The sequence below is a fragment of the Microbacterium luteum genome (assembly GCF_015277875.1).
In the GTDB taxonomy this organism is placed as follows: Bacteria; Actinomycetota; Actinomycetes; order Actinomycetales; family Microbacteriaceae; genus Microbacterium; species Microbacterium luteum.
The window spans coordinates 1,318,710-1,342,560 of the sequence record NZ_CP063814.1 but is presented as its reverse complement, the minus strand read 5'-3'; the positions used below and the strand labels follow the sequence as shown (position 1 = coordinate 1,342,560).

Genomic DNA, 23,851 nt, shown 5'->3' with positions numbered 1-23,851 from the left:
ACTCAGCCGCGGGGCACGACGGTGAACCGGCGCAGCGCCAGAGCCGGGTTGACCCTTCGGACCCGCGAGATCGCCTCCGGTTCGAGGTGCGCCACGGCGACCCCCGTGCCCGTGCCGACCGCGGCGATCTCCACGCCCTGCGGGTCGACGACCGTCGAGTGGCCCACGCCGAGCGGCGGGGGGTGATCCGACGCCGCGACGAAGACCGTGTTCTCGATGGCGCGAGCGTGCAGCAGGGTGCGCCAGTGGTGCTCCTTGAGCGGACCCCGCACCCACTCGGCCGCGACGAGCACCGCCTCGACACCGGCGTCGGCGAGCAGGCGCGTCACCTCGGGGAAGCGGAGGTCATAGCAGGTCATGATTCCGAAGCGGAGTCCGTCGACGGCGAAGACCGGCGGCTCGGCGATCTCACCCGGCTCCACCCAGTCCGATTCGCGCTGACCGAAGGCGTCGTAGAGGTGGAGCTTCCGGTACGACGCGACGACTCCCGTTTCATCGACGGCGACGACGGTGTTTCGCACACGGTCGCCGTCGCCGGCTTCGAGGAGACCGGCGACGATCGTCACCCCTTCCGCCGCGGCGATGTCGCGCAGTGCCGCGGTGAACGGGCCGTCCACCGGCTCCGCGTGATCGCGGAGCGAGGCGTCGAACGGGTCGATGAAGTAGCTGGAGTACTCCGGAAAGACGACCACCCGCGCTCCGCGCTCGGCGGCGACGGCGGCGAGCTCGCCGATCTCGCCGACATTCCGGGCGGTATCGGCCGCAGGAGCGAACTGCGCGACGCCGACGGCGACACTCATGTGCTCTCCTCCCGCGTGCGACGACGCGCTCGCACCACGAACGGCGCAGCGATCCAGGTGACGATCACGAGCGTACCGAGCGCGCCGAGGATGATCCACGCGGCCGAACCGCCGAGCACGACGTCGAAGACGAAAGCGACCACCCCGACGATGAGCGCCGCCACCAGACCGAGCGCGACGATCACCGCGATGTGTCCGAGCGTCACCACCTCGACCTTCGCGCGCTGCTGGAAGAGCAGCCGATGCAGTGCGACGGGCGCAAGGGCGGTGATCGACGTCACTCCGGCGAGCACGACCAGACACAGGTAGAGCACGCGCTGCCCCGCCGTGAGGTCCGGGAAGGCGGGTTGGAACGCCAGCGCCAGCAGAAAACCCGCCAGGATCTGCGCCCCGGTCTGCAACACCCGCAGCTCCTGGAGCATCTCGTTCCAATTGCGGTCGGCACGCTCGTACGGCGTCTCGTCACGGCCGTCGCGACGGTCGTCGCGGTCCACGGGGGCGGAAGGATCGGGCATGCCGCCATCCTCTCGACAGCATCGCGGCGAGGCAACGCGCGCACGCATCGTCGGTGCTGATTCGACACCCCTTCACGGCCGTGCTAGGCTTTTCTCTTGTGCCGCGGGGTGGAGCAGTTCGGTAGCTCGCTGGGCTCATAACCCAGAGGTCGCAGGTTCAAATCCTGTCCCCGCAACGAGAGAAGGCCCCGGATCCCTTTGGATTCGGGGCCTTCGTCATACCTTCGGCGCGCACGGAACAGCCGCGTGGACACCGCCCTCGGCGCCCGGTAGCATCGGTCTTCAAGAGGTATTGCTAGGCAAACTAGCAATGTGGAAAGGCGCCGATGATCGACACCGACGCTCGGGCGGAGACCGATGACGCCATCGCCCGCAGCCTCGCCCGCGTGCGGCGCCGCGCATCGGGACTCGGCGGGGACATGGAGGCGCTGGGGGCGGCCATCGAGCGCGCCGCCGGCGGGGGCAAGAGATTCCGTCCCGCGCTGGTCGTCGCCTCGTTCCGCGCCTTCGGCGGTGCGGATGCCGACGCGCTCGGCGTCTACGACGTCGCCGCGGCCTACGAGCTGCTCCACACCGCCTTCGTCGCCCATGACGACGTCATCGACCACGACACGGTGCGCCGAGGCATCCCCAACATCGGCGGCGAGTTCCGCGCGCGCGCTCTCGACACCGGGGCCGACGCCGGCGGCGCCGCACTCCTCGGCGATGCGGCGGGCATTCTCGCCGGTGACCTGCTGCTCCACGAGGCCCAGCGGATCATCGCCCTCTCGCCCACCCCGGAGCCGGTGAGGCGCGCGCTGTTGGACCAGTTCGACGATGCGGTCTACGTCTCGGCAGCCGGGGAGCTCGCCGACGTCGGCAACGCCGTCGCCGCCGACGTGGCCGACAGCGCCTCGATCTTCGCCGCGGCCTACAACAAGACCGCGGTCTACTCGTTCTCCGCACCGCTGCGCGCCGGCGCCCTGCTCGCCGACGCGTCCCCGCTCGCCGTGGACCGCATCGGCGCGGCGGGTGGGCGCGTCGGGCTCGCGTTCCAGCTCGTCGACGACCTGATCGGCGCCTTCGGCACCGCCCAGGCCGCCGGCAGGGACGAGGGCGTCGACCTGCGGGAGGCCAAGCGCACGCCGCTCATCGCCTACGCGCGCGAGAGCGCGGAATGGGCGCGGGTCGACGCGGCGGTCGCCGTCGCCCACACCGGTCCGGTTGCCGTCCGACAGGCGCAGCGTCTGCTCGAGCGCAGCGGAGCACGCTCGCGCCTTCGCACGGTCATCGACGACACCCTCGCCGACGCTCTCCGCCAAGCCGGCGATCCCGTGCTTCCCCCGGCCGCGAGGAACCTCCTCGGAGACCTCGCCGAACAGGTGACGGGTCGGATCCCGTGAGCACCGCCCCCACCGGCCTCGCGCTCTACGACCGCACCGCCGAGGCGGCCGCCGCCGCTGTGATCTCCCGCTACTCGACCTCGTTCGCCCTGGCATGTCGGCTGCTCGGGCCGCGACCGCGGCCCCACGTGCGCAACATCTACGCGCTGGTGCGGGTGGCCGACGAGATCGTCGACGGCCCCGGCGAGAGCGCCGGCCTCGACGCCGGAGCCCAGCGGCGCATCCTGGATGATCTGGAGACCGAGACCTGCACCGCTATCGGCAGGGGCTTCAGCTCGAATCTCATCGTGCACGCGTTCGCGCGAACCGCACGCGAGTGCGGGATCGGCCGCGATCTGATCGAGCCGTTCTTCCAGTCGATGCGCGTGGACATCACCACGCGCGAGCACGATGCCTCGTCCCACGACAGCTACGTGTACGGGTCCGCAGAGGTCGTGGGCCTGATGTGCCTCCAGGTCTTCGTCAACGCGGGCAAGCCGCATCCCGAGCCTGCCCCCGCGGACCTCGTCGACGGCGCCAGGCGGCTCGGCGCAGCGTTCCAGGACGTCAACTTCCTGCGCGACCTCGACTTCGACGAGGATGCGCTCGGTCGCGACTACCTCGGAATCGACGCCGGCACCGCGACGCGCACGACGGTTCTCGACCGCATCGACGGCGACCTCGCTGCGGCCGCGGCGGTCGTGCCGAAGCTGCCGTCGGACTGTCGCCGCGCCGTCACCGCCGCGCACGATCTGTTCGGCGAGCTGTCGCTGCGGCTCCGGCGTGCCGGTGATGACACGCACTCCCGTGTGCGCGTCCCCGATCCCGTGAAGGCCCGACTGGCGGCCCGCGCCTGGCTCGGGTTCGCACCGAGAGGAGCACGAACGTCATGACGCAGCGCACGATCGTCATCGGCGGAGGAATCGCCGGGCTCGCGACGGCCGCGCTCCTCGCCGAGGAGGGCCACGACGTCATCCTCCTCGAAGCGCGAGACGAACTCGGCGGCCGTGCCGGGTCGTGGGAGCAGGGCGGATTCCGCTTCGACACCGGCCCCAGCTGGTACCTCATGCCCGAGGTCTTCGACCACTTCTTCCGTCTGCTCGGCACCACAGCGGATGCCGAGCTCGACCTCGTGCCCCTCGAGCCCGCCTACCGCGTGTACGGCCCGCCCGGCACCTCGTCGATCGATGTGAGATCGGGTCGCGAGGCCGCCGTCGCCCTCTTCGAAGGCGTCGAGCCCGGAGCAGGCGAGCGCCTGGCCGCGTACCTCGATTCCGCCGGCGACGCGTACGACCTCGCGGTCGGTCGATTCCTCTACGACACCTACGAGACGACCGCCGGGCTGCGCGACCCTGCCCTGCTGCGCCGCGTTCCGCAGCTGGCCCCGCTCCTGACCCGGTCGCTGTCGCAGCACATCGACAAGCGGTTCGACGACCCGATGCTGCGGCAGATCCTCGGCTACCCCGCCGTCTTCCTCGGCGGTTCCCCGTACGCTGTACCGAGCCTGTATCACCTCATGAGCCACCTCGACCTCGACGAGGGCGTGCTCTACCCCCGCGGCGGCTTCACGACGGTGATCGGGGCGATCGAGCGGCTCGCACGCGAACGCGGGGTCGAGATCCGAACCGGATGCCCCGTCGCGTCGATCGTCACCGAGGACACCCGCGCGCGGGGCGTGCGGCTCGACGACGGCCGCGAGATCGCCGCCGATCTCGTGGTGTCCACCGCCGATCTCCACCACACAGAGACCCAGCTGCTCCCCCGCCACCTGCAGAGCTACCCGGAGTCCTGGTGGAGCAAGCGCACCCCGAGCCCCGGAGCGCTGCTGCTGCTCCTCGGCGTGGAGGGCCAGATCCCCGAGCTCGCGCACCACACCCTGCTGTTCACCGATGACTGGCGCACGAACTTCGACGACATCTTCGGCGATCGCCCGCGCATCCCCGATCCTGCCTCGATCTACGTGTGCCGACCGAGCGCGACGGATGACACCGTCGCCCCCGCCGGGCACGAGAACCTCTTCGTGCTGGTACCGATCCCCGCCGACCCGAGCCTCGGGCACGGCGGCACCGAGGGCGACGGCGACCCCCGCATCGAGGCGGCCGCCGATCGCGTCATCGATCAGATCGCCTCGTGGGCGGGCATCCCGGATCTCGCCGACCGCATCGTCGTGCGCCGGACCATCTCTCCGGGCGACTTCGCCCGCGACCTGCACTCGTGGCGCGGCAACTCGCTGGGCCTGGCGCACACCCTCGGGCAGAGCGCGATGTTCCGGCCCCGCAACATGTCGCGCCGAGTCGCGAACCTGGCCTACGCCGGCACGTCGGCCCTACCCGGGATCGGATTGCCGATGTGCCTGATCTCCGCGGAGCTCGTACTCAAGCGCCTGCGCGGCGACCGCACCGCCGGCCCCCTTCCCGAGCCGGCGCCGGTGGAGCTCTAGGAGTGCCGGGGATCTACCTGGGCGCGATCCTCTTCTCGCTCCTCGGCATCGCCCTGGTCGACGTGCGGTTCCGGCTGGCGTTGCGACCCCACCCGGGTCGCACCCTCCTCGCCACCGTCGCCGGGACCGTCTTCTTCCTGGCGTGGGATCTCGCCGGCATCGCCGCGGGCGTCTTCGTGCAGGGCGACAGTCCGCTGTATGTCGGAATCGAGCTCGCCCCCCATCTTCCGCTCGAGGAGGTGGCGTTCCTCATGTTCCTCAGCTATCTGACGCTGGTGTGCTGGAACGCCGCCCTGCGGCTGCAGGGCCGACGCGACGGCCGCGGCGAGACCACGACGGAACCGGATCCGTCGTGACCTATGCCCTGCTGGTCCTGCCCTTCGCGCTGGCGACTGTTCTCGTGACCCTCGCGACCGTGCGACTGCCCCGGTTCCGGCGGCGCATGGTCGCGTCTGCGCTGGCCGCCGTGGCGCTGTGCCTGCTCACGGCCGTGTTCGACAACATCATGATCGGCTCCGGGCTGTTCACCTACCCCGACGAGCATCTGAGCGGCCTTCGCGTGGGGCTTGCTCCCCTGGAAGACTTCTCCTACCCGCTGTGCGCCGCATTCGGTGTTCCCGCCGTGTGGACGATGCTCCAGGCCCGCACCGCCCGACGCCCCACGGAGGCAGCCGAATGACCACCCCTGCGCCGCTTCGTCCCGCGACCGTGCTCGCACAGCTGTTCGTCTCGTCACGACCGGTCAGCTGGATCAACACGGCCTACCCGTTCGCGGCCGCCTACCTGCTCACGGCGCGGCAGATCGATCTCACGTTCGTCGTCGGCACGCTGTTCTTCCTCGTGCCGTACAACCTCGCGATGTACGGGGTGAACGACGTCTTCGACTACGAGTCCGACCTGCGCAACCCCCGCAAGGGGGGCGCTCACGGAGCCATCCTCGACCGTCGGCTGCACCGGGTCACCCTGTGGGCGGCCGCGCTGTCGTGCCTGCCCTTCCTCGTCTATCTGGTGCTCGTGGGTTCGTGGCCGGCGACGCTCGTGCTCGCGGCGAGCATGTTCTTCGTCGTCTTCTACAGCGCCCCGCCGCTGCGGTTGAAGGAGCGGCCGTTCGCCGATTCGGTGACCAGCAGCATCCACTTCTTCTCCCCCGCCGTCTACGGCCTCGTCCTCGCCGGGGCGACGTGGACGTGGCCGCTGGGGGCGATCGTGGCCGCCTTCGCGCTGTGGGGCGTCGCCTCACACGCCTTCGGCGCCGTGCAGGACGTCGTCGCCGACCGCGAGGCGGACATCGCGTCGATCGCCACCGTCCGCGGGGCGCGGTGGACGGTGCGCTTCTCCCTCGCGTGCTACGCCGCCTCGGGCCTGCTCATGCTCGCGACCGCGTGGCCCGGCCCCCTCGGCGCCGTCATCGCCGTGCCGTACCTCGTGGCCGTCTGGCCCTATCGGAACACCACCGACGAGGCCGCGCACACCGCCACCCGCGGCTGGGACCGCTTCCTGTGGATCAACCAGCTGAGTGGCTTCATGACCACCCTGCTGCTCATCTGGTATGCGCTGCTGACGCCCTGACCGCGTCGGCTCACTCGCCGCCGAGCTCGATCAGCCGGTCGACGGCCGCGGTGAGGCGCTCATCCGCCTCACCGTAGGCCGTCCAGTCGCCCGCCTGCAGCGCGGCATCGCGGTCGAGCATCGCCTGCTGGGCCTCGACCAGCGCCGCCCTCGTACTCGAGCGTCGGGGTGGAACCGCCGGTGTCTCCGGTGTCACCCGTGTCCCCCGTGTCGCTCGGGTCGGGCGTCGGCACATCCGTCGGGTCGACGTCACCGTCACCCGCGCTCGCGCCGAGTCACCGCCGAACAGTGCGTCGAGAGCCTCGTCGAGCGTGTCCTCGAAGGCGATGTCGTCACCGAACGCGACGAGGACCTTCCGCAGCTGCGGCAGCTGCGTGCCCTGGGACGCCTGCACGAACACCGGCTGCACGTAGAGCAGGCCACCACCGACCGGGAGGGTGAGCAGGTTGCCGTTGAGCACCTCGGACTGGCCCTGGCGCAGCAGATTGATCTGCGACGACACCGCAGTGTCGGAGTCGAACGTGTTCTGCACCTGGCCTGGACCGGGCACGGTCGTGTCCGCCGAGATCTCCAGCAGCCTGAGGGTGCCGTAGCCGTCGCGGATGCTTCCCGCCTCATCACCGGCGTTCGAGTCGACCGCGAGGTAGCCCATCAGCACGTTTCGGCTCGCACCGCCCTCGGAGTTCGGGATGAACGTCGTGAACATCGAGTACGACGGCTCCTCCTGATCGGGCATCTGCATCGTCAGGTAGTAGGGCGGCTGCAGCTCGGCGTCGCTCTGCGGGTCTTCCGGCACCGCCCACGCGTTGTCGCGCTGGTAGAAGGACTGCGCGGTGTCCACGTGGTAGACCTGCAGCATCGCGCGCTGCACCTTGAACAGATCCGTCGGATACCGCACGTGCGCCATCAGCTCGGCCGACATGTCCTCGTAGGACTTCAGCGTCGACGGATACACCTTCTGCCACGCCTGCAGCAGCGGATCCTCCTCGTCCCACGCGTAGAGGGTCACCGAACCGTCGTAGGCGTCGACGGTGGCCTTGACCGAGTTGCGGATGTAGTTGATGTCATCCAGCGCGAAGCGCGGCGTCGGGTTGGTCGAGTCCGAGATCGCCGACGACAGGCTCACCGTCGACGAGTACGGGTAGTTCGCGCTCAGCGTGTAGCCGTCGATGACCCACACGATGCGTCCGTCGACGACGGTCGGGTACGGGTCGCTGTCGAGCTCGAGGTAGGGGGCGACCTTCTGGACCCGCACCGACGGGTCGCGGTCGTACAGGATCTGCGAGTCCTCGTTGATCGCGTCCGAGAAGAGGATCTGCTCGGCCTGGAACTTCATCGCGTAGATGAGCCGGTTGAAGGCGTTCCCCACGCTCGGCCCGCCGTCGCCTTCGAAGGTCGTGCGCGTCTCGGACGCCCCGTCGGCGCCGGTGGGATAGTCCAGCTCGATCGGGTCGGCACCCTCCGGCGCGCCGACGATCGAGTAGTCCGGCGAGTACTCGCCGAAGTACACGCGCGGCTGGTAGTCCTCCTGCGCCGAGAGGAAGCCCTGCGCGGGGATGCCGCGCTCCAGGAACACCGGGTCGCCGTCGGGCGTCCGCTCGTTTCCGGCCGCCGCGACCAGTCCGTAACCGTGGGTGTAGGTCAGTGTGGTGTTCTCCCACGACGTCGCGGCCCCGAGCTGATCGATGTTCAGCTCGCGGATCGACATGATCGTGTCCTGCGACGTGCCCTCGATGTCGTAGCGGTCCACATCCAGCGGATCCTGGAACTGGTAGAACGCCCGGTACTGCTCGAGCTGACGGATGGTGGGGCCGATGATGCTCGGGTCCATGATGCGGATCTGAGCGGTGGTCGCGGCGTCGTCGCGCAGCTGTCCGGCCTCGGCCGTGGTCTCGGCCTCGAACTGGGTCTTCTCGACCGTGTCGATGCCGTACGCCTCCTTGGTCATGTCGACGTTGCGCTGGTAGAACTCGCGCTCGAGCGCCAGCTGGTTGGGCTGCACCTGGAACGTGTTGACCACCCACGGGATGCCGACGCCGACGACGATCGCCGAGACGACCAGGAGCGCGGTTCCGATGAGCGGGAAGCGCCAGCGGCCGATGACGGCGGTGACGAAGAAGAGGATGGCGACGATCGCCGCGACGATCGCGAGGATCGTGAGCCCGGGGATCGTGGCGTTGACGCCCACATACCCGGGACCGGTGATGCGCTCCCCCGGCTCGACGAGCGTCGCGAAGCGGTCGAGGTAGAGACTCACTCCCTGGACCAGCAGGTACAGACCCGCGAGCACGGCGATCATGATGCGCGCCGACTTGGAGATGCGCAGCTCGCGCTGCCCGACCCGCACCGATCCGTAGAGGTAGGACACCAGTCCCGTCACGAGCAGGCAGATCAGGAGAACAGCGGAGATGTACCCCACCAGCGTCGAGTAGAACGGCAGGGCGAACAGGTAGAAGCCGGTGTCCAGGCCGAACTCGGGATCGACGGTCGTGGTGGCCACCCCGTTGAACCACAGCCACGTGGTCTCCCACTGCGCGGATGCGGCGAAGCCGGCGAAGAAGCCGAAGAAGACCGGGATCCCCCACATCGCCAGGCGGCGCAGCGGCTCGACGACCTCCTGATAGCGGTCCAGCTGCGAGCTCAGTCGCGCATAGACCGGGCGCAGTCGGTATGCCAGCTGGATGGTGACCCACACCGGGATCGCCATTCCGAGGAAGCCCACGACGAACATCACGGTGCGCGCGACCCACTGGGTGACCAGCACCTCCTCGAAGCCCAGCTGGGCGAACCACAGCCAGTCCGCGTAGAGCCCCGCGAAGACGAAGAAGGCCACGACGAGCGCGGCGATGATCGCGAGGGTGATGCCGATGATGCGGCGGGATCGGGAAGGCGTGGCCGGGTTCGGCGCTGAGGTCGTGGTCACCTGTCCATCCTAGGCACGGCGGACGACGCCGACGCCCGGCGGGCGACGGTCCTCAAGACACTCCCAGCGCGCCGTGACCGCAGAGTGACCTGTGTCAGCTCAGGGCGCGATCACGAGCAGGTCGCAAGGTCCGCCGTGTCGTCGCCGGCGCTGATCGCCGCGAGCGCCTCGAGTGCGTCGTCGAGGTCCTGCACCGCGAACACCTCGAGGCCGTCGGGGATGTGGCCCACCACCTCGTCGCAGTTCGCATCCGGCGCCAGGAACCACTCCGCGTCGGCCTCGGCCGCACCGTACAGCTTCTGACGGATGCCGCCGATGGGGCCCACGGTGCCGTCGGCGGTGATCGTCCCCGTGCCGGCCACGTTCTCACCGCCGTTGAGCTCCCCCTCGGTGAGGGTGTCGATGATCCCGAGCGCGAACATCATCCCGGCGCTCGGGCCGCCGACGTTGTTGAGCTGGATCGTCACGTCGATCGGGAAGTCGAACGACGTGGAGAGCACGATGCCGAGCAGCCACGTCGTCTCGCCGTCGGCCTCGACCGCCTCGGGCGTGACGGTCTCGACGACCTCCTCGCCGTCACGGCGCAGCGTGAGCTCGACCGCATCGCCCTCGGCTTCGGCGACGACGTCGCGGAGCTCCGCGACATCCCTCACCTCACGCCCGTCGGCGGCGACGACGACGTCGCCGGACTGGACGAGGCCCGCCGCGGCGGCATCCTCCCCCACCTCGACGACGGTCAACTCGGGGTTCACGTCGTAGCCCAGCTCGACGAGGGCCGCCGCGGTCGCCTCCTGCTGGGAGTCGACCATGAGGGCGGCGCTCTGTTCGCTGCGCTGTTCGGTGGATACGCCCTCGGGGTAGACGGAATCGATCGGCAGCACCGCACGGCTCGCGTCCAACCAGGCCACCGCGAGCTCGAACCACGACGGGGTGCGCTCGCGGTTGCCCACCACCTGCACGGTGAGGAGGTCCAGCGCGCCGTCGGTCGGATAGGTCTGCGCTCCTTCGACGCTGATGAGGGGCACCTCCTCGCCCTCGGCGGTCTGCGCGGTCCCGAGCGTGTTGTAGACCGGGCCGGGCTGCTGGATCACGTACGCGGTGGGGAGGAAGGTGAGGACCAGCAGCGCGGCGAGCGCGACGACCAGCGCCCAGATGCCGACCAGGGTGCGGCGAGCGACGCGGCGTCGCGGGGCGGGCGTGAGGGTGACGTTCTCGTCGAACAGAGCCAAGAGGGGCCTTTCCGTGCAGGTCGTTCGCGACCGGCGTAAGGCGATCGGGTCCCGGCCGGGGAGAGCGATGATCCGGCTGACTAGCCTAGGACCAACACCCGCAGACCTGTCTGAAAGGCGGCTGAAGTGGCAGAGGACGACGACCGCACTCCCGAAGAGGAGTTCCAGGAGCTGCTCAAGCAGCTGTTCGGCGGCACCGGGGCGGGGATCGACCCCGAGCAGCTGTCGCGGATGGCCGGGATGAACATCGACCCGGCGATGATGCAGACGGTCATGCGTCATCTCCAGGACGCCTTCAGCGCGAGCGACGACCAGCCGATCTCGTGGGAGGCTGCCGAGCGTCAGGCCCTGCACATCGCGAACCAGGACGACCACGGCGTCACCGCCGGGCAGCGCACCGACCTCGACCAGGCATTCACTCTGGCGGGTCTGTGGCTGAGCGAGGCGACGACCATCTCCGAACTGTCCGACGCACCCCGCGCGATCACGCGCGGCGGCTGGGTCGAGGCGACCCTCCCGGTGTGGCAGGAGCTGGCCGCCCCGGTGGCCACGAGCATCGCCGACGCGCTCACGCAGGCTCTGCAGGAGCAGACACCCGACGACATGCAGCAGCTGGTGCAGGGTGCCGGAAAGCTCATGCGCACCATCGGCGGTTCGCTGTTCGCCACCCAGCTGGGCGCCGTGGTCGGCAACCTCTCCAAGGAGGTCGTCAGCGGCGGTGACGTGGGCATCCCGCTCATGCCGGCCGGCCAGGCCGGCATCCTGCCGCAGAACTTCGCCGCGTTCGGCGAAGGCCTGGAGGTTCCGGACGATCAGCTCGCCCTCTACATCGCCACGCGCGAACTCGCGCACGCGCGCCTGTTCCGTCACGCGCGCTGGCTGCGTCTGCATGTGATCTCGCAGGTGACCGACTTCGCGCGCGGCGTGCACGTCGACACCGACGCGCTGGAGGATCTCGCATCCCGCTTCGATCCGTCCGAGCCCGACGAGCTGCGGCGAGCGCTGGAGAGCGGGGCCCTGCTCCCCCAGCGCACCGACGCGCAGAACGCGACCCTCGCTCGCCTGGAGAGTCTGCTGGCCACGATCGAGGGATGGGTCGAAGTCGTCACCGAGGACGCCGTCACGCGCCTGCCCGCCGCGGGTCGCATCGCCGAGGCCGTGCGGCGACGGCGCGCGGTCGGCGGGCCGGCCGAACAGGCGCTGAGCTCGCTCGTCGGACTCGAGCTCCGCCCGCGACGGATGCGGGAGGCGGCTGCGATGTGGCGGTCGGTGAGCGATGCCGTCGGCACCGCGGCGCGGGATTCCCTGTGGGACTATCCCGACCTCATGCCGACATCCGATGACATCGACGACCCCGCCGCGCTCATCGCGCGTCTCGAAGCGCGCGCACGCGGCGAGGAGCCGGCGACCGACGAGATGGACGACGCCCTCGCCAGGCTCCTCGCCGATGCTCAGTCCGGCGACGAGGCGTCGCCAGGTCCCACGGCCGAGGGAACGACGCCGGGCGACGACGCCGCACCCGGTGATGAGTCCGACGGCGACGAGTCCGACGGCGACGCGCACGGGCCCGCGCGCCCCGTCTGACCTCTCCTCCCCACCCGCCTCGCAGCGACGCGGGTGGGAAGCCTTGTGGACAGCGATCGGTGCCGTTCCGCCTCCTCGTGCAGGATCGGCGCATGCCGTTGCGCCTGGACCCCCGACACCCGCCGCTGTGGCGCACCCCGACGGCGGTGCAGTTCGGAGCCGACGCCGTCGCGGTGGTCGAGGCCGACCAGCCCTGGCACACCCGCCTGCTGGCCGTGCTCGAGGAGGGACTGCCCGCCGAACACGCCGTCCGGGTCGCGGGCGCCATGGGCGCACCCGCAGCGGAGGCGGCGGAATTCCTCGCCGCGATCGCGCCGGCGCTGCGCGACGACGACGCTCCGGCGGGCGAACAGGTGATGCTCCGCGTGAGCGGAGCCGTCGACCCGTGCGTCTACGCGGGCGTCCACGACGGTCTCGTCGCCGCGGGCGTTCGGATCGTCGACCACGATCACGCGCCCCTGATCGTCGTGGCCTCCCACGTGCTGGATCCGCGCGTGACGGCGCGGCTGATGGCGGATGACCGCCGGCACCTCCCGATCGTGGCGACCTGCTCCGGCGCCGAGGTCGGCCCCCTCGTCCTCCCGGGGAAGACGGCATGCCTCACGTGCGTCGCGACCGTTCGAACGGAGCGCGAGCCGTGGTGGCCGGCCGTGGCGGCGCAGCTCCTCGGCTCACCCCCGCCGCCCTCGTCGCCGGCGATCGCCGGCGAGGCCGGCCTGTTCGCGGCTCGGCTGCTCACCGAGGCGCCGCATCCCCCGGTCGCTGGGACGGTCTCGTGGGCGCTGCGCCCCGACGCGTCGCCGGCCCGGCGGATGCACCGGCCGGCCGAGCGCTGCGGATGCCGATCTCCTGCAGGAACCGCGACGGATCCCGATCTCGCACCCCCCGCGCCCAGGACAGCGACAGCGTTCGCCGTGCCCGCGTGATCCCGACGTAGGCGAGTCGACGCTCCTCGTCGATCTGCTCGAAGGACTGCGCGTACGAGATGGGCAGCTGTCCCTCGGCCAGACCGGCCAGGTGCACGTGGTCCCACTCGAGGCCCTTCGCCGCATGGAGTGTCGCCAGCGTGACCGTGCGCAGCGCGGGTTCGTCCTGCGTCTTGGCACGGGTGGTGAGCTCATCGGTGAACGCACGCAGGGTCGTGCCCTCGGGGGCCTCCTCGGCCAGGCGCAGCAGAGCAGCCCGTGCCTCCCAGGCGTCGCGGAGGGCGCCGCCGGCCGGAGGCGCCTCGGCGGTGAACCCGAGGGAGCGCAGCACGTCGCGCACCGCGTCGACGAAGTCGCCGTCGATCGGCGCGACCGATGCCCCGCGGAGGGCGAGCACCGCCTGTCGCACCTCCGGCATGTCGAAGAATCGCCGCCCGCCGAGCACCGTGGTGGGCACCCCCGCATCCGACAGCGCGGCGGAGATCTCCGCCGACTGCGCGTGCGCGCGGTAGAGCACGGCGATCGAGGCGGGATCGGCGCCGGAGCTCAATCGCCGCGCGACGGCCGCGGCGATTCCACGGGCTTCGGCCGCTTCGTCCTCGTAGGCGGTCGCCTCCGGCTCCCGGGCCGCCCCGTCGGACGCGGGGACGCGCGAGGGCTCCAGCCGGAGCGCGCCGGGGCGACCGCGCATGAGCTCGTTGGCCGCGTGCAGGATGCCCGCATCCGACCGATAGCTCGTTTCGAGACGCACGACCGTCGCGTCCGCGTGCCGATGGGCGAATTCCAGGAGATACCGCGCGTCGGCGCCGGCGAAGGAGTAGATCGTCTGACTGGCGTCCCCCACCACGCACAGATCCCGGCGGTCGCCGAGCCAGAGCTCGAGCAGCCGATGCTGCAGAGGTGAGACGTCCTGGAACTCGTCGACGGTGAAGTGGCGGTACTGCTCGTGCACGGCATGCGCGACCGCCGGTTCGGTCTCGAGCATGCCCGCGCACGCCAGAAGCACGTCCTCGAAGTCGAGTTGGCGCCGTTCGTCCTTGAGCTTCTCGTAGGCCCGCTGCAGGTCGACGATGCGCGAGATGTCGTAGCGCCCGACGCCGTCGGGACGCGCCGTCGCATAATCCTCGATCGAACGCATCGTGACCTTGCGCCACTCGATCGCCGACGCGATGTCACGAAGCGTCCCGGTGTCCGGGTCCATCCCCACCGTGTCGGCGGCATGCGCGAGCAGCCGCACTTTGTTGTCGACGACGGCCGGGGCGCTGTCGCCGGCGAGCGTGGGCCAGAAGTAGTTCAGCTGGGACAGCGCCGCGGCATGGAAGGTGCGTGCGCTCACCCCGCCGACGCCGAGCGCCCGCAACCGCCCGCGCATCTCGCCGGCCGCCTTCGCCGTGAAGGTGACCGCCATCACGCGATTCGGCGTGAAAGCTCCCGTCTCCACGCCGTGCGCAATGCGATGGGTGATCACCCGGGTCTTGCCGGTGCCCGCGCCCGCGAGCACCGCGACCGGCCCGCGCAGGGCGCGTGCGGCTTCTCGCTGGCGGTCGTCCAGTCCGTCGAGCGCGCTCACGCGACCCCGCCGTGCCAGCCTTCGATGAGGCGGCGCGAGATCGAAGCGGGCCCGGGGAGCTGCACCGGGCCGCGGCCCGACAGAGCGGCACCGATCTCATCGCGGTGGAACCACCGCACCGCCACGATCTCCTCGCCGTCCGGGCGCACCGCGTGAGCGTCGACCGCCGTGGCGAGGAAGCCGACCATGAGCGAACGGGGATACGGCCAGGACTGGGACCCGCGGTAGCGCACATCCGTCAACGCGACGCCCGCTTCTTCGTACAGCTCTCGCGCGACGGTGTCCTCGAGGGACTCCCCGGCCTCGTTGAACCCGGCGAAGCAGGAGAATCGGTCCTCGCCCCACAGCACGTTCGAGCCGAGCAGCAGCAGGTCGGGATCGTGCGGGTGGGTGACCGCGACGATCACCGCGGGGTCGGTCCGGGGGAAGTGCTCGCGCCCGCAGGACGCGCAGTGTCGGGACCACCCGGACATGCGCACGTCGGTGCGCGTACCGCACGCGGGGCAGAAGGGGGAATCGCGCAGCCAGCGGGCGAGGCTGAGCGCTTCGGTGAACACGCTTGCCTCGGCGGGGTCGAGGTCGGCCCCCACCACCCGCAGCCCGCCCCACCCGCCGGGAGCGTCGAACGGCGGCTCATCGTCGACGTAGACGGCGGCGAGCACGGCACGGCCGTCGGGGCGACGGCCGAGGAATGCCCACTCATCGGGCGCGGGCACCTCGCAGGGCGACATCCAGGCCAGCGCGTCGCGGGCGGCCAGCGGAGCCGCATCGCGAGCGAGCGCGAGCACGACCGTGTCCTTGTCGGCCACGGCCGCATCGATGAGTCCGTCGAGCGTTCGTTCCTCGGCCGACCGGTCGACCGCCAGCCCGATGGCGACGGGAGGATGCGATTGCGCCGTCATCGAGGACCTTCCTGCATTGGTCGCGGAGCCGGGCGTGGCGCGGCCGGGCGCGGGGGTCACCGACCTACCCTGGGCTCATGGCACGCTCACCTCTCACTCTAGCCGCGACGGTGACATCGGCTCTTCCGCAGGCCGTCGTGGTCGCGGTGAGAGCGTTGACCGAGGGAGCGGCCGGCCGGTACGACGCGGCTGTCGCCGAGCTCGACGACGGACGACGCGTGGTGGTCCGCGTGCCCGTGGACGCCGCAGGCTCGGCCGACCTGGCCGCCGAGGCCCGGGCGCTGCGGGCGCTCACGCCGGGCGTGCGCAGTCTGCTGCCGTACCGCGCGCCCGAGCTTCTGGGCGAGACGTCGCTCGACGCGCACCGCGTGCTGGTGGTCGACCTCCTCGAGGGGTACCGGGTGGATGCCGCTCACATCCCCGCCGGGCGCGGTGTGGCCACCTCACTGGGTGAAGCCCTCGCCGCACTGCACGGCCTGCCCCCGTCGATCGTCCGCGCCGAGGGATTGCCGGTGCGCACCCCCTCGCAGGTACGAGACGACGTCACGCGCCTGCTCGATCGCGCTGAGGCGACGCGTCGGGTCCCCGCTCCGCTCTTGGCGAGATGGCGCCGCGCGGTGTCGTCGGAGCAGCTCTGGCGCTTCGAGTCGGCGGTGACGCTCGGCGGAGCGACCGCGGCCTCGTTCCTCTTCGATGAGGTGGACGATGCACCCGCCGTCGTGGGTCTGCTGGAGTGGCAGGGGCTCCAGGTCGGAGACCCGGCTGTCGATCTGCAATGGCTCGCGGGGGCGCCCGACGCCGCCGACGACGTCCTCGACGCCTACGGCGCGGCGAGCGGGCGCGCACCGGACGGCCTGGTGCGCGAGCGTGCCCGCATGTACGCCGAGCTGGAATTCGCACGCTGGCTCGTCCACGGCGACGAATCGGGGCGCGAAGACATCGTCCACGACGCCGTGGAACTGCTGGAGTCGCTCGCCGAGGGGGTCGGGCACGACGATGTGGTGCCCCGGGCGGGCTCGAGCGTCGACGAGGCCCTGGCGCTCCTGGACCGCACGCCCGAGGCTCCCGCCGCGGGCGTGGACACGTCGATGCACACCGACACGTACGATCCCGAGGAGCTGTCGACGTGGCTCTCGGATGACGATGCTCAGTCGACGACCGATCTGGCCGGTGCCGTCGAGCGGGCGCGATCGGCGACCGGACCCCTCCTCGATGAGCAGCCGGTGGATGATGATGCGCCGGAGGTGAAGGCTCCCGAGCCGATCTGGTCGGATATCACCTTCGCCGAGACCGCGCCGCTGGCCGACGAAGACCTGCCCGCACCCGTCTCACGCGCCCCGATCACCGAGCGCGACGTGCCGCGACCCCTGGTCACCGCCACCGGGTCCGACACGGCCCGCCGCGCCGCCACCCGCACCGCCGATGACCCCGAAGAGCCCGACGATGCGGCCGAAGCGCAGCGAGCATCCGACGCCGCGCTCCGCCGCTGGCTCGCCGACTGAAGCACCCCTCCGGCCGGGTCAGGCGCGCAGCACGAGATCGTCGGCGACGTAGTACAGCGCCACGTCGATCTCTGCGAGCGGAACACCGTGCTTGTGGTGGTAGGCCCGACGGTAGAGCTCCAGCTGCAGCATGCGCTCGGCGCGTTCGGCGTCGTTCCGCGGCGGCGCGCCGGTCTTCCAGTCGACGATCTCGATCCGTCCGTCGCGGTCGTCGCGGCGGTAGACCGCGTCGAGCTTGCAGATGACCACGTGCGTGGCGCCGTCGAGGTCGGCGATGGTGAAGTCGATCTCGGATTCGACCTCGAGAGGCTGCAGCGGTGCCCACTCGCTGCGCTCGAACGTGCGCCGCAGCGCGCCGAGCGCATCCGCATCGGCGTCGCCGGCAGCCGGAGCGTCGGCCGACTCGTCGTCCGACTCCCACAGGGCGTCGTCGAGGGATCCTCCCGCGCCCACGAGGCCCGACCGGTGCTCGACCCACGCATGGAACAGCGTCCCGAGCCGGGTCTGCCGGTACGGTCGTTCCGGCAACGGCCGTGACAGCCGCGCGACGGTGCCGTCGTAGTCCGACACGAAGTCCTTGTAGCGGGATGCCGCGATGCGCGTGGGCGCACCGCCCGAACGGGGTCGCGCGCGAGCTTCGCGTTCGGCCAGGAGCAGGGCCAGATCGTCGTCGGGCCGGGTGCGCGGCGCGCTGATCGCGTCACCGACCGCGCCCGCGGCGGACAGGACCAGCTCGCGTCGCTCCCCGAGCGGATCGAGAGGCCAGTGCAGCACGCGTCGTTCGCCGAGATACGGGTTCTCGCCGACCTCGTCCGCGGGGAGCTCCGTGCCGATCGCGCGAGCGACCTCTTCGAGGAAGACGCTCCGTTCGCGAGGACGCTTGGTGCCGGACCACGTCGAGCCGGTCAGGAGCAGGTGATCCCGCGCGCGTGTGACCGCGACGTAGGCGAGCCGCCGGTCCTCGTCGAATTGACGGGCACGGTTCTCGGCCACGAAGGCGTCGAGATTCGTCTTGAGGTCCTGCTGGGTCTCGGCGAGGTCCGCGCGCCACCGGAAGTCCGGAAGCCAGGCGGCGTCGCCGCGGAAAGCGTAAGGGAGCACGCCGAAGCCGAGCCAGCCCTTCGTGTCGCGCGGGGCGCTGGGCAGTTCGTCCTTCACGAGCCGCACCACGGCCACGGCGTCCCATTCCAGCCCCTTGGACCCGTGGATCGTGAGCAGCTGCACGACGTCGTCCTCGGGCGGCTCGGTGCGCGGCGCGAACTCGTCGAGCTGCTCGGCGTGATCGAGCCACGCGAGGAGGCTCGCGATCGAACCGGTCTCGTCGGCGGCGAGGAAGGCGTGCAGCTCGTCGACGAATGCGCGCAGCTGGGCCGAGGCGATGCGCGCGGGTCCGCGAGACTCGTTGGCGGCGAGCTCGATGTCCAGGCGCAGCTCGCTCTCGATGAGGCGCACGAGCTCGGGTAGGGGCATGCCGACGGCACGACGGAGTCCCGCGAAGACCGCGCCCGCCTCGGTGAGGCGCGTCACCGCTTCGCGGGTGAACCCCGAGAGCCAGCCGTGGTCTGGGCCGTGGCGCACGACGAAGTCGAGAGCGTCCGACAACGACCCGGCATCGTCCGCGGCGCTTCCGCGGATCGTCGCCACGACCTCTGCCGGAAGGGGCCGCAGCGCCTCGTCGTGCGACGCGATACGTCGAGACAGCGCCGACAGCTCGCGCAGGTCCGGCAGCCCGATGCTCCAGCGCGGACCGGCCAGGAGTCGGATGAGGGCCGAGCCCGCCGACGGGTCGCTGATCACCCGGAGTGCGCTCACGACATCGACGACCTCGGGGGTCGACAGCAGGCCGCCGAGGCCCAGGATGCGATGCGGGATGCCGTGCCGCGCGAGGGCGTCGCCGAAGCGCACCATGTGCTTCTTGGATCGGAACAGGATCGCACCGGTGGTCGCACGTCCTCGCGCGGAACGCTCCGCGCGGACCCGGGTGAACCACCGTGCCACCCGATCGGTCTCGGCGTCCAGCGCGTCGTCGAAGCCGATCTCGACCTCCCCAGCCGGTGCATCCGGTCGCGGCCGGAGCTCGGCGACGGCGACCGGCGAGGAGGTGGCGAGCGGCGCGAGCACCGCGTTCGCGGCGTCGAGGACGCCGATGCCGTTTCGCCAGCTCGTCAGGAGCGCGAAGCGCGCGCAGGTCTGCTCCGAAGCGAATGCGTCGACGAATCCGCCGAGGTTGCCGGCACTCGCCCCCCGCCAGCCGTAGATCGCCTGATGCGGATCCCCGACGGCCATCACCGCCGTTCCGGCGAACAGAGACGCAAGCAGATCGGTCTGGGCGACGGAGGTGTCCTGGTACTCATCCAGCAGCACGACCCGATAGCGGTCGCGCAGTTCGTCGGCCGCCGGCGGATGCGCCGCGACCACCTCGAGGGCGCCGGCGACCTGATCGGAGAAGTCGATGACGCCGAGGCGTCGCTTCTGCGCCGCGTACTCGCGCGCGAGGTCGGACAGCAGCGTCAGCGCGCGCACGTTGTTCTCGGCGACCTCGACGTCTCTGTAGACGACGGTGCGCTTGGTGGTGGAGGGCCGCTCGAGCACACCCGAGAAGCGCTCGGGGAACGCCGCGAGCTCCTCGGGGTCGACGAGATTGTCCACCGCGTCGCGTGCGATGCGCAGCGCCGCATCGACGATGGATCGCACCGCCTCGCCCCGCTCCTCGAGGCGCTCATCGTCGGACGCGAAGACGACGCGCCGCATGAGCAGCCACGCCGCCGACTCGCTCAGCACCGCGGCTTCGGCGTCGCGGCCGATACGCACGGCGTGTTCGCGCACGATCTGGTCGGCGAACGCGTTGTACGTCGACACGGTCGGCCGGTGCAGCAACTCGTCGTCGAGCTCTCCGGCCGCGCGCGGCGTGGCGCCGACGGCGACGGCGAGCTCCTCCATCGCCGCACGTCGCGCGAGGGCCGGACCCCCCGCGCGCTCGATGCGTGCGAACACCTCGAGCCGCCCCTCGGCGTGAAGGCGCTCGAGGTGCGGCAGTAGACCTCGCGCGTCGAACTCGGCCAGCCGCGCCAGCCGCCTCTGGATGCGGTCGGCGAGTTCACCGGCGGCCTTGCGCGTGAAGGTGAGACCGAGTACCTCGTCCCGGCGCACGAGTCGATTCGCGACGAGCCACACCACCCGTCCCGACATCGTCTCGGTCTTGCCGCTCCCGGCTCCCGCGACCACGAGCGCCGGAGCGAGCGGGGCTTCGATGACGGCGGTCTGCTCCGGCGTCGGAGGGTACTGACCGAGCGCCGCGGCGAGGACGACGGCGGGAACGGTCACGACGCGCTCACCGCCCCGATGGTGTGGATGCGGCACAGCCCGTAGGCGTGCTCGTCGCGGCAGTGCTCCTCGTAGGGTGCGGCGAAGGACGTCGCCCGCATGACGGCGACGGCCTCCTGGATGCGGGCGTGGAACGCCGCGCGGCGTTCCTCGTCGAACGGCGGCTGGCGTGGCGTGACGTAGTCCGCCTTCGACGTGGGTCGCAGCACGAGCAGCTGCGCGCCGCCCGGGGGATGCCCCACCGCCTCGGGAATGGCACCGGACTCGAACGCGAGCTGGTACGCGGCCAGCTGCGGGTTGTCGGCCACCTTCGCGTCCGTCTGCGGTTCCCGCTTCCCGGTCTTGAGGTCGACGATCACGACAGTGCCCTCCGGCGTGAGCTCGACGCGGTCGATGTATCCCGAGAGCACGATGCCGTGAGGTGCGTCCTCGGCACCGACGACGGCGAGGGGGACCTCGAAGTGCGGTTCCGCGCCGATCAGGCGACCCCCGTCGCCGTCGAAGCGGCGCAGATAGGCGTGCAGGCGCCGGATGAGGTCGCGCGCACGCGCCTTCTCGGCGCGCTCACGCCAGCCGGCTTCGAAGGCGAGCTCGCCCCAGCGCGCCTCGACGACGGCCCACAGCGCCTCTTCCGACGTCTCGACGGCATGCTCGAGCGCCGCGTGGACGATCGTGCCGAGCCCCGCCGTGACGCCGCCCGGGTCTCCACCGAGGTCGGCGATCACCCAGTTGAGCTCGCACTCCTCCAGCGCGTGGAGGCGTGAGGGGGACACGCGGATGTGCTCGCGCTCGAGGTCGCGCAGCGGGCCGGTGGAGGTCGGTCCGGCAACGCCGTACCAGTGCGTCGGGTCCGCCCCGGGCACCTCCGCGTCGGCGAGCAGGGCCAGCTGTGCGGCCGCGTGCGCGCGAGCGGCCGCCGCCGCGCCGGGGTCGAGGATCGCGCGCGTCGTCGTGAGCGTGCGCCGATGGGCGGCGACGAGGCCGCGCAGCGACAGCGGATGCTCGACGGCGACCGACTCGGCGGGCGGGAGGAACTCGAAGAAAACGCTCGGGCCGGTGTCGTCGTCGTCCACCGCGGTCACGACGGTGCGCGCCCGGGAGCGGCTGAGCGCCCGCACCAGCAGCCGCAGCTCGTCGTGCATCGCGGCGCGACGTCGGTCCAGGGTCGACGGGGCATGCTCGTCATCGCGCGAGAGAGCGTCGGCCAGGCGCCAGGTGTGCAGCAGTCCTCCGCGCAGGCGGGTGTTCGGCCACACCCCCTCCTGAACGCCGGCGACGACGACGGTGTCGAACTCGAGCCCGAGCGACGCCGCCGGAGTGAGCACGCGCACGACGTCGTCGTGCGGAGGCGGATCGAGTCGGTCCTCGGCGACACGCGCATCGAGCACGCTGCGCACGAAGACACGCGGGTCGGCGTCGACGGAGCGCTCACCGAACCGCTTCGCCGCCTGGAAGAGCGCGACGACGGCGTCGAGGTCCCGCCCGGCCTGATCCGCGATCGGACCGTGACCCGCTGCGGTCCGCGCCCACGGCTTCTGCAGGCCGGACCGCTCCCACGCCGCCCACAGCAGCTCGTGGGCGCTCGCACCCCGCTCCAGCTCGTCGCGGAGATGAGCCAGGGTCCGCGCGAGCGCGGCGGCGCGTCGCGCCTCGCGCGCATCGATGATGTCGAACTCGACGGGGCTGCGCATCGCGGCCAGCAGGAGCTCCCGACCCGCACGCTCGCCGCCGGCGGCCACCTCGGCGTGCCGGAGGGCGGACCGCAGCCGGCGCAGCTCGATCGGGTCGAGTCGCCCGGTCACGCCGAGGAGCGCGTCCGTGACTTCATCCGCGCTCCACCGGTCGGCGGCGGCCATCTCGATCAGGCGCAGCAGATCGCGCACGGGTGCGATCTGTCCGAGGGCCTGGGCGGAACCGGGCGAGAGGGCGGGCACGTCACGCGCAGACAGTTCGGCCTGCAGACCGGTCACCTGACGGGTGTCGTGGGCGATCACGGCGAGCTCGCGCCACGGAACGCCGTCGTGCACGTGTCGCTCCCGCAGCATCCGGGCGATGACGTCGTACTCCTCGGCGGCGGAGCGGACCGTCACGGCGCGCACAGATCCGTCGGGCACGGTATCCCCCGGCGCGGATCGGTGCGCGACGACCCCCGCGGCTCCGATCCGCTGGGTGACCCGGCGAACGACGTCGGTCGAGTGCGCTGTGCCCCGGTGCGCGGCGCCGAGCACAGCGACCGACCCGAGGACGCGCGCCAGGCGGGCGAAGTTCTGCGGCGTCGCGCCGCGGAACGCTCCGGAACCGACATCGGGGTCACCGAACGCGAGCACGCTCATGCCGCGCGCACGGCAGGCGTCGAGGAGATCGACGGCCCCGGCCGTCATCTCCTGGGCGTCGTCCACGAGCAGATGACGGATGCGCGCGATCGATTCCACCCCCACCGCTCCCGCTGCGACCAGGCTGACCGCCTCGCGGACCAGGCCCGCGGCATCGCGATGGGCGCCGCGCATCCCGGCGCGCACGCGCACGTACTCGCGCTGGAACGACGCCATCGCGCGCCACTCCGCGACGTCGTGGTCGGCTGCGAGAGCGTCCAGCCGCACAGGGTCCAGCCCGAGCGTCGCGCATTCGGCGAGGAAGGCGCGCACCTCGGATCGGAAACCCGTGGTGTCACGGATGCCGGCCCCGAGCCCGGACGGCCATCGGCTCACCGCCCCCGGCAGCGCTTCGTCCTCTGCGTCGCCGTCGAGCATGTCGTGGATGATCTGGTCCTCGTCGCCGCCGGTGAGGAGCTGGGGCGGCTCGGCGCCCGCCGCGACGGCGCACGATCGCACGATCGCGAACGCGAAGGAGGCCACCGACCGCGCGAGCGGCCCCGACGTCGCCGTGCCGACCGCGACGGCCAGGCGGTCCCGCAACGCCGTCGCGGTCTGCCGGGAGGGCGTGAGCACGACGATCTCGTCCGGGTCGACCCCGCGTTCGACGAGCGCCACGACGCGGGCGACGACGGCGGTGGTCTTGCCCGTGCCCGGTGCGCCGACGACGACTCCGGATGCCCCGATCGCCGACGCCACGACCGCGCGCTGCGCATCGTCGAGGTTCTCCGCGCGCACCCCTGGGCCGGACGCGGCGTCGGCGGCGGACGCGGGGAAGGCGCTCGCGACGGAAGTCATCACGCCACGACGCTAGCCGCCGCCGCCGACATCCCG

The 23,851-nt window shown here is 71.5% G+C and carries 15 protein-coding genes, 1 tRNA gene and 1 pseudogene; 9 read left to right on the top strand and 8 right to left on the bottom strand.

The features are described 5' to 3' along the window. Window positions 1-2 precede the first annotated feature (2 nt). Both IM777_RS06505 and IM777_RS06500 read right to left on the bottom strand, forming a co-directional pair. The gene (locus IM777_RS06505) at window positions 3-800 is read right to left on the bottom strand and encodes a carbon-nitrogen hydrolase family protein (RefSeq protein ID WP_194384993.1); all 798 of its coding nucleotides are present in this window, start codon (window positions 798-800) and stop codon (window positions 3-5) included. Then, window positions 797-1,315, bottom strand: a complete 519-nt coding sequence (locus tag IM777_RS06500) for a DUF6328 family protein (protein WP_071042956.1) — start codon at window positions 1,313-1,315, stop codon at window positions 797-799. The genes IM777_RS06505 and IM777_RS06500 overlap by 4 nt, the downstream gene beginning before the upstream one ends. 102 nt (window positions 1,316-1,417) lie before the next feature. Between IM777_RS06500 and IM777_RS06495 the strand changes: the two genes are divergently transcribed. The 7 genes from IM777_RS06495 to IM777_RS06465 all read left to right on the top strand — a co-directional run bounded on the left by IM777_RS06495 (window position 1,418) and on the right by IM777_RS06465 (window position 6,685). Next, window positions 1,418-1,491, top strand: a tRNA-Met gene (locus tag IM777_RS06495). A 150-nt stretch (window positions 1,492-1,641) separates the two neighbouring features. After that, on the top strand, window positions 1,642-2,697 hold the full coding sequence (locus IM777_RS06490) for a polyprenyl synthetase family protein (protein WP_194384992.1): 1,056 nt from the start codon (window positions 1,642-1,644) through the stop codon (window positions 2,695-2,697). Beyond that, window positions 2,694-3,569, top strand: a complete 876-nt coding sequence (locus IM777_RS06485; RefSeq protein ID WP_194384991.1) for a phytoene/squalene synthase family protein — start codon at window positions 2,694-2,696, stop codon at window positions 3,567-3,569. Before IM777_RS06490 ends, IM777_RS06485 begins: the two co-directional genes overlap by 4 nt. Further along, entirely contained in the window at window positions 3,566-5,116 is a 1,551-nt protein-coding gene (gene crtI / locus IM777_RS06480) for a phytoene desaturase family protein (RefSeq protein WP_194384990.1), read from the top strand. Before IM777_RS06485 ends, crtI begins: the two co-directional genes overlap by 4 nt. A gap of 2 nt (window positions 5,117-5,118) precedes the next feature. Then, on the top strand, window positions 5,119-5,472 hold the full coding sequence (locus tag IM777_RS06475; protein WP_194384989.1) for a lycopene cyclase domain-containing protein: 354 nt from the start codon (window positions 5,119-5,121) through the stop codon (window positions 5,470-5,472). Continuing rightward, window positions 5,469-5,795, top strand: a complete 327-nt coding sequence (locus tag IM777_RS06470) for a lycopene cyclase domain-containing protein (protein ID WP_071042951.1) — start codon at window positions 5,469-5,471, stop codon at window positions 5,793-5,795. Before IM777_RS06475 ends, IM777_RS06470 begins: the two co-directional genes overlap by 4 nt. Further along, window positions 5,792-6,685, top strand: a complete 894-nt coding sequence (locus IM777_RS06465; RefSeq protein WP_194384988.1) for a prenyltransferase — start codon at window positions 5,792-5,794, stop codon at window positions 6,683-6,685. Before IM777_RS06470 ends, IM777_RS06465 begins: the two co-directional genes overlap by 4 nt. Before the next feature lie 10 nt (window positions 6,686-6,695). Here the strand turns inward: IM777_RS06465 and IM777_RS06460 are convergent. Together IM777_RS06460 and IM777_RS06455 are read right to left on the bottom strand one after the other, a co-directional pair. Beyond that, window positions 6,696-9,608 (bottom strand): annotated as a pseudogene (locus tag IM777_RS06460) (UPF0182 family membrane protein). 110 nt (window positions 9,609-9,718) lie between these two features. Next, complete coding sequence (locus tag IM777_RS06455) at window positions 9,719-10,837, bottom strand: YlbL family protein (RefSeq protein WP_194384986.1); 1,119 nt, start codon at window positions 10,835-10,837, stop codon at window positions 9,719-9,721. 126 nt (window positions 10,838-10,963) lie between these two features. Here IM777_RS06455 and IM777_RS06450 point away from each other — a divergent pair, with 126 nt between their 5' ends. Then, window positions 10,964-12,421 (top strand): zinc-dependent metalloprotease, encoded by a 1,458-nt coding sequence (locus IM777_RS06450; RefSeq protein WP_194384985.1) that lies wholly within the window; start codon window positions 10,964-10,966, stop codon window positions 12,419-12,421. A 735-nt stretch (window positions 12,422-13,156) separates the two neighbouring features. Here IM777_RS06450 and IM777_RS06445 read toward each other — a convergent pair. Further along, a complete protein-coding gene (locus IM777_RS06445; RefSeq protein ID WP_194384984.1) occupies window positions 13,157-14,917 on the bottom strand; it encodes an ATP-dependent helicase in 1,761 nt (586 codons plus the stop codon). Then, window positions 14,914-15,819 (bottom strand): NAD(+) diphosphatase, encoded by a 906-nt coding sequence (gene nudC / locus IM777_RS06440; protein WP_071042945.1) that lies wholly within the window; start codon window positions 15,817-15,819, stop codon window positions 14,914-14,916. The genes IM777_RS06445 and nudC overlap by 4 nt, the downstream gene beginning before the upstream one ends. Window positions 15,820-15,896: 77 nt before the next feature. On the opposite strand from nudC, the gene IM777_RS06435 reads away from it, so the two are divergent. Then, window positions 15,897-17,321, top strand: a complete 1,425-nt coding sequence (locus tag IM777_RS06435; RefSeq protein WP_194384983.1) for a phosphotransferase — start codon at window positions 15,897-15,899, stop codon at window positions 17,319-17,321. A gap of 18 nt (window positions 17,322-17,339) precedes the next feature. On the opposite strand, the gene IM777_RS06430 is transcribed toward IM777_RS06435, so the two are convergent. Together IM777_RS06430 and IM777_RS06425 are read right to left on the bottom strand one after the other, a co-directional pair. Beyond that, the gene (locus tag IM777_RS06430; RefSeq protein ID WP_194384982.1) at window positions 17,340-20,645 is read right to left on the bottom strand and encodes an ATP-dependent helicase; all 3,306 of its coding nucleotides are present in this window, start codon (window positions 20,643-20,645) and stop codon (window positions 17,340-17,342) included. Then, complete coding sequence (locus IM777_RS06425) at window positions 20,642-23,815, bottom strand: ATP-dependent DNA helicase (RefSeq protein ID WP_194385472.1); 3,174 nt, start codon at window positions 23,813-23,815, stop codon at window positions 20,642-20,644. The genes IM777_RS06430 and IM777_RS06425 overlap by 4 nt, the downstream gene beginning before the upstream one ends. Between the last annotated feature and the right edge of the window lie 36 nt (window positions 23,816-23,851).

What these genes read in the sequence shown, in the direction of transcription:
- nudC (WP_071042945.1), bottom strand. Translation starts at nt 15,819, where the DNA reads ATGACGGCGCAATCGCATCCTCCCGTCGCCATCGGGCTGGCGGTCGAC.
- IM777_RS06500 (WP_071042956.1), bottom strand. Translation starts at nt 1,315, where the DNA reads ATGCCCGATCCTTCCGCCCCCGTGGACCGCGACGACCGTCGCGACGGC.
- crtI (WP_194384990.1), top strand. Translation starts at nt 3,566, where the DNA reads ATGACGCAGCGCACGATCGTCATCGGCGGAGGAATCGCCGGGCTCGCG.
- IM777_RS06490 (WP_194384992.1), top strand. Translation starts at nt 1,642, where the DNA reads ATGATCGACACCGACGCTCGGGCGGAGACCGATGACGCCATCGCCCGC.
- IM777_RS06505 (WP_194384993.1), bottom strand. Translation starts at nt 800, where the DNA reads ATGAGTGTCGCCGTCGGCGTCGCGCAGTTCGCTCCTGCGGCCGATACC.
- IM777_RS06435 (WP_194384983.1), top strand. Translation starts at nt 15,897, where the DNA reads ATGGCACGCTCACCTCTCACTCTAGCCGCGACGGTGACATCGGCTCTT.
- IM777_RS06425 (WP_194385472.1), bottom strand. Translation starts at nt 23,815, where the DNA reads ATGACTTCCGTCGCGAGCGCCTTCCCCGCGTCCGCCGCCGACGCCGCG.
- IM777_RS06465 (WP_194384988.1), top strand. Translation starts at nt 5,792, where the DNA reads ATGACCACCCCTGCGCCGCTTCGTCCCGCGACCGTGCTCGCACAGCTG.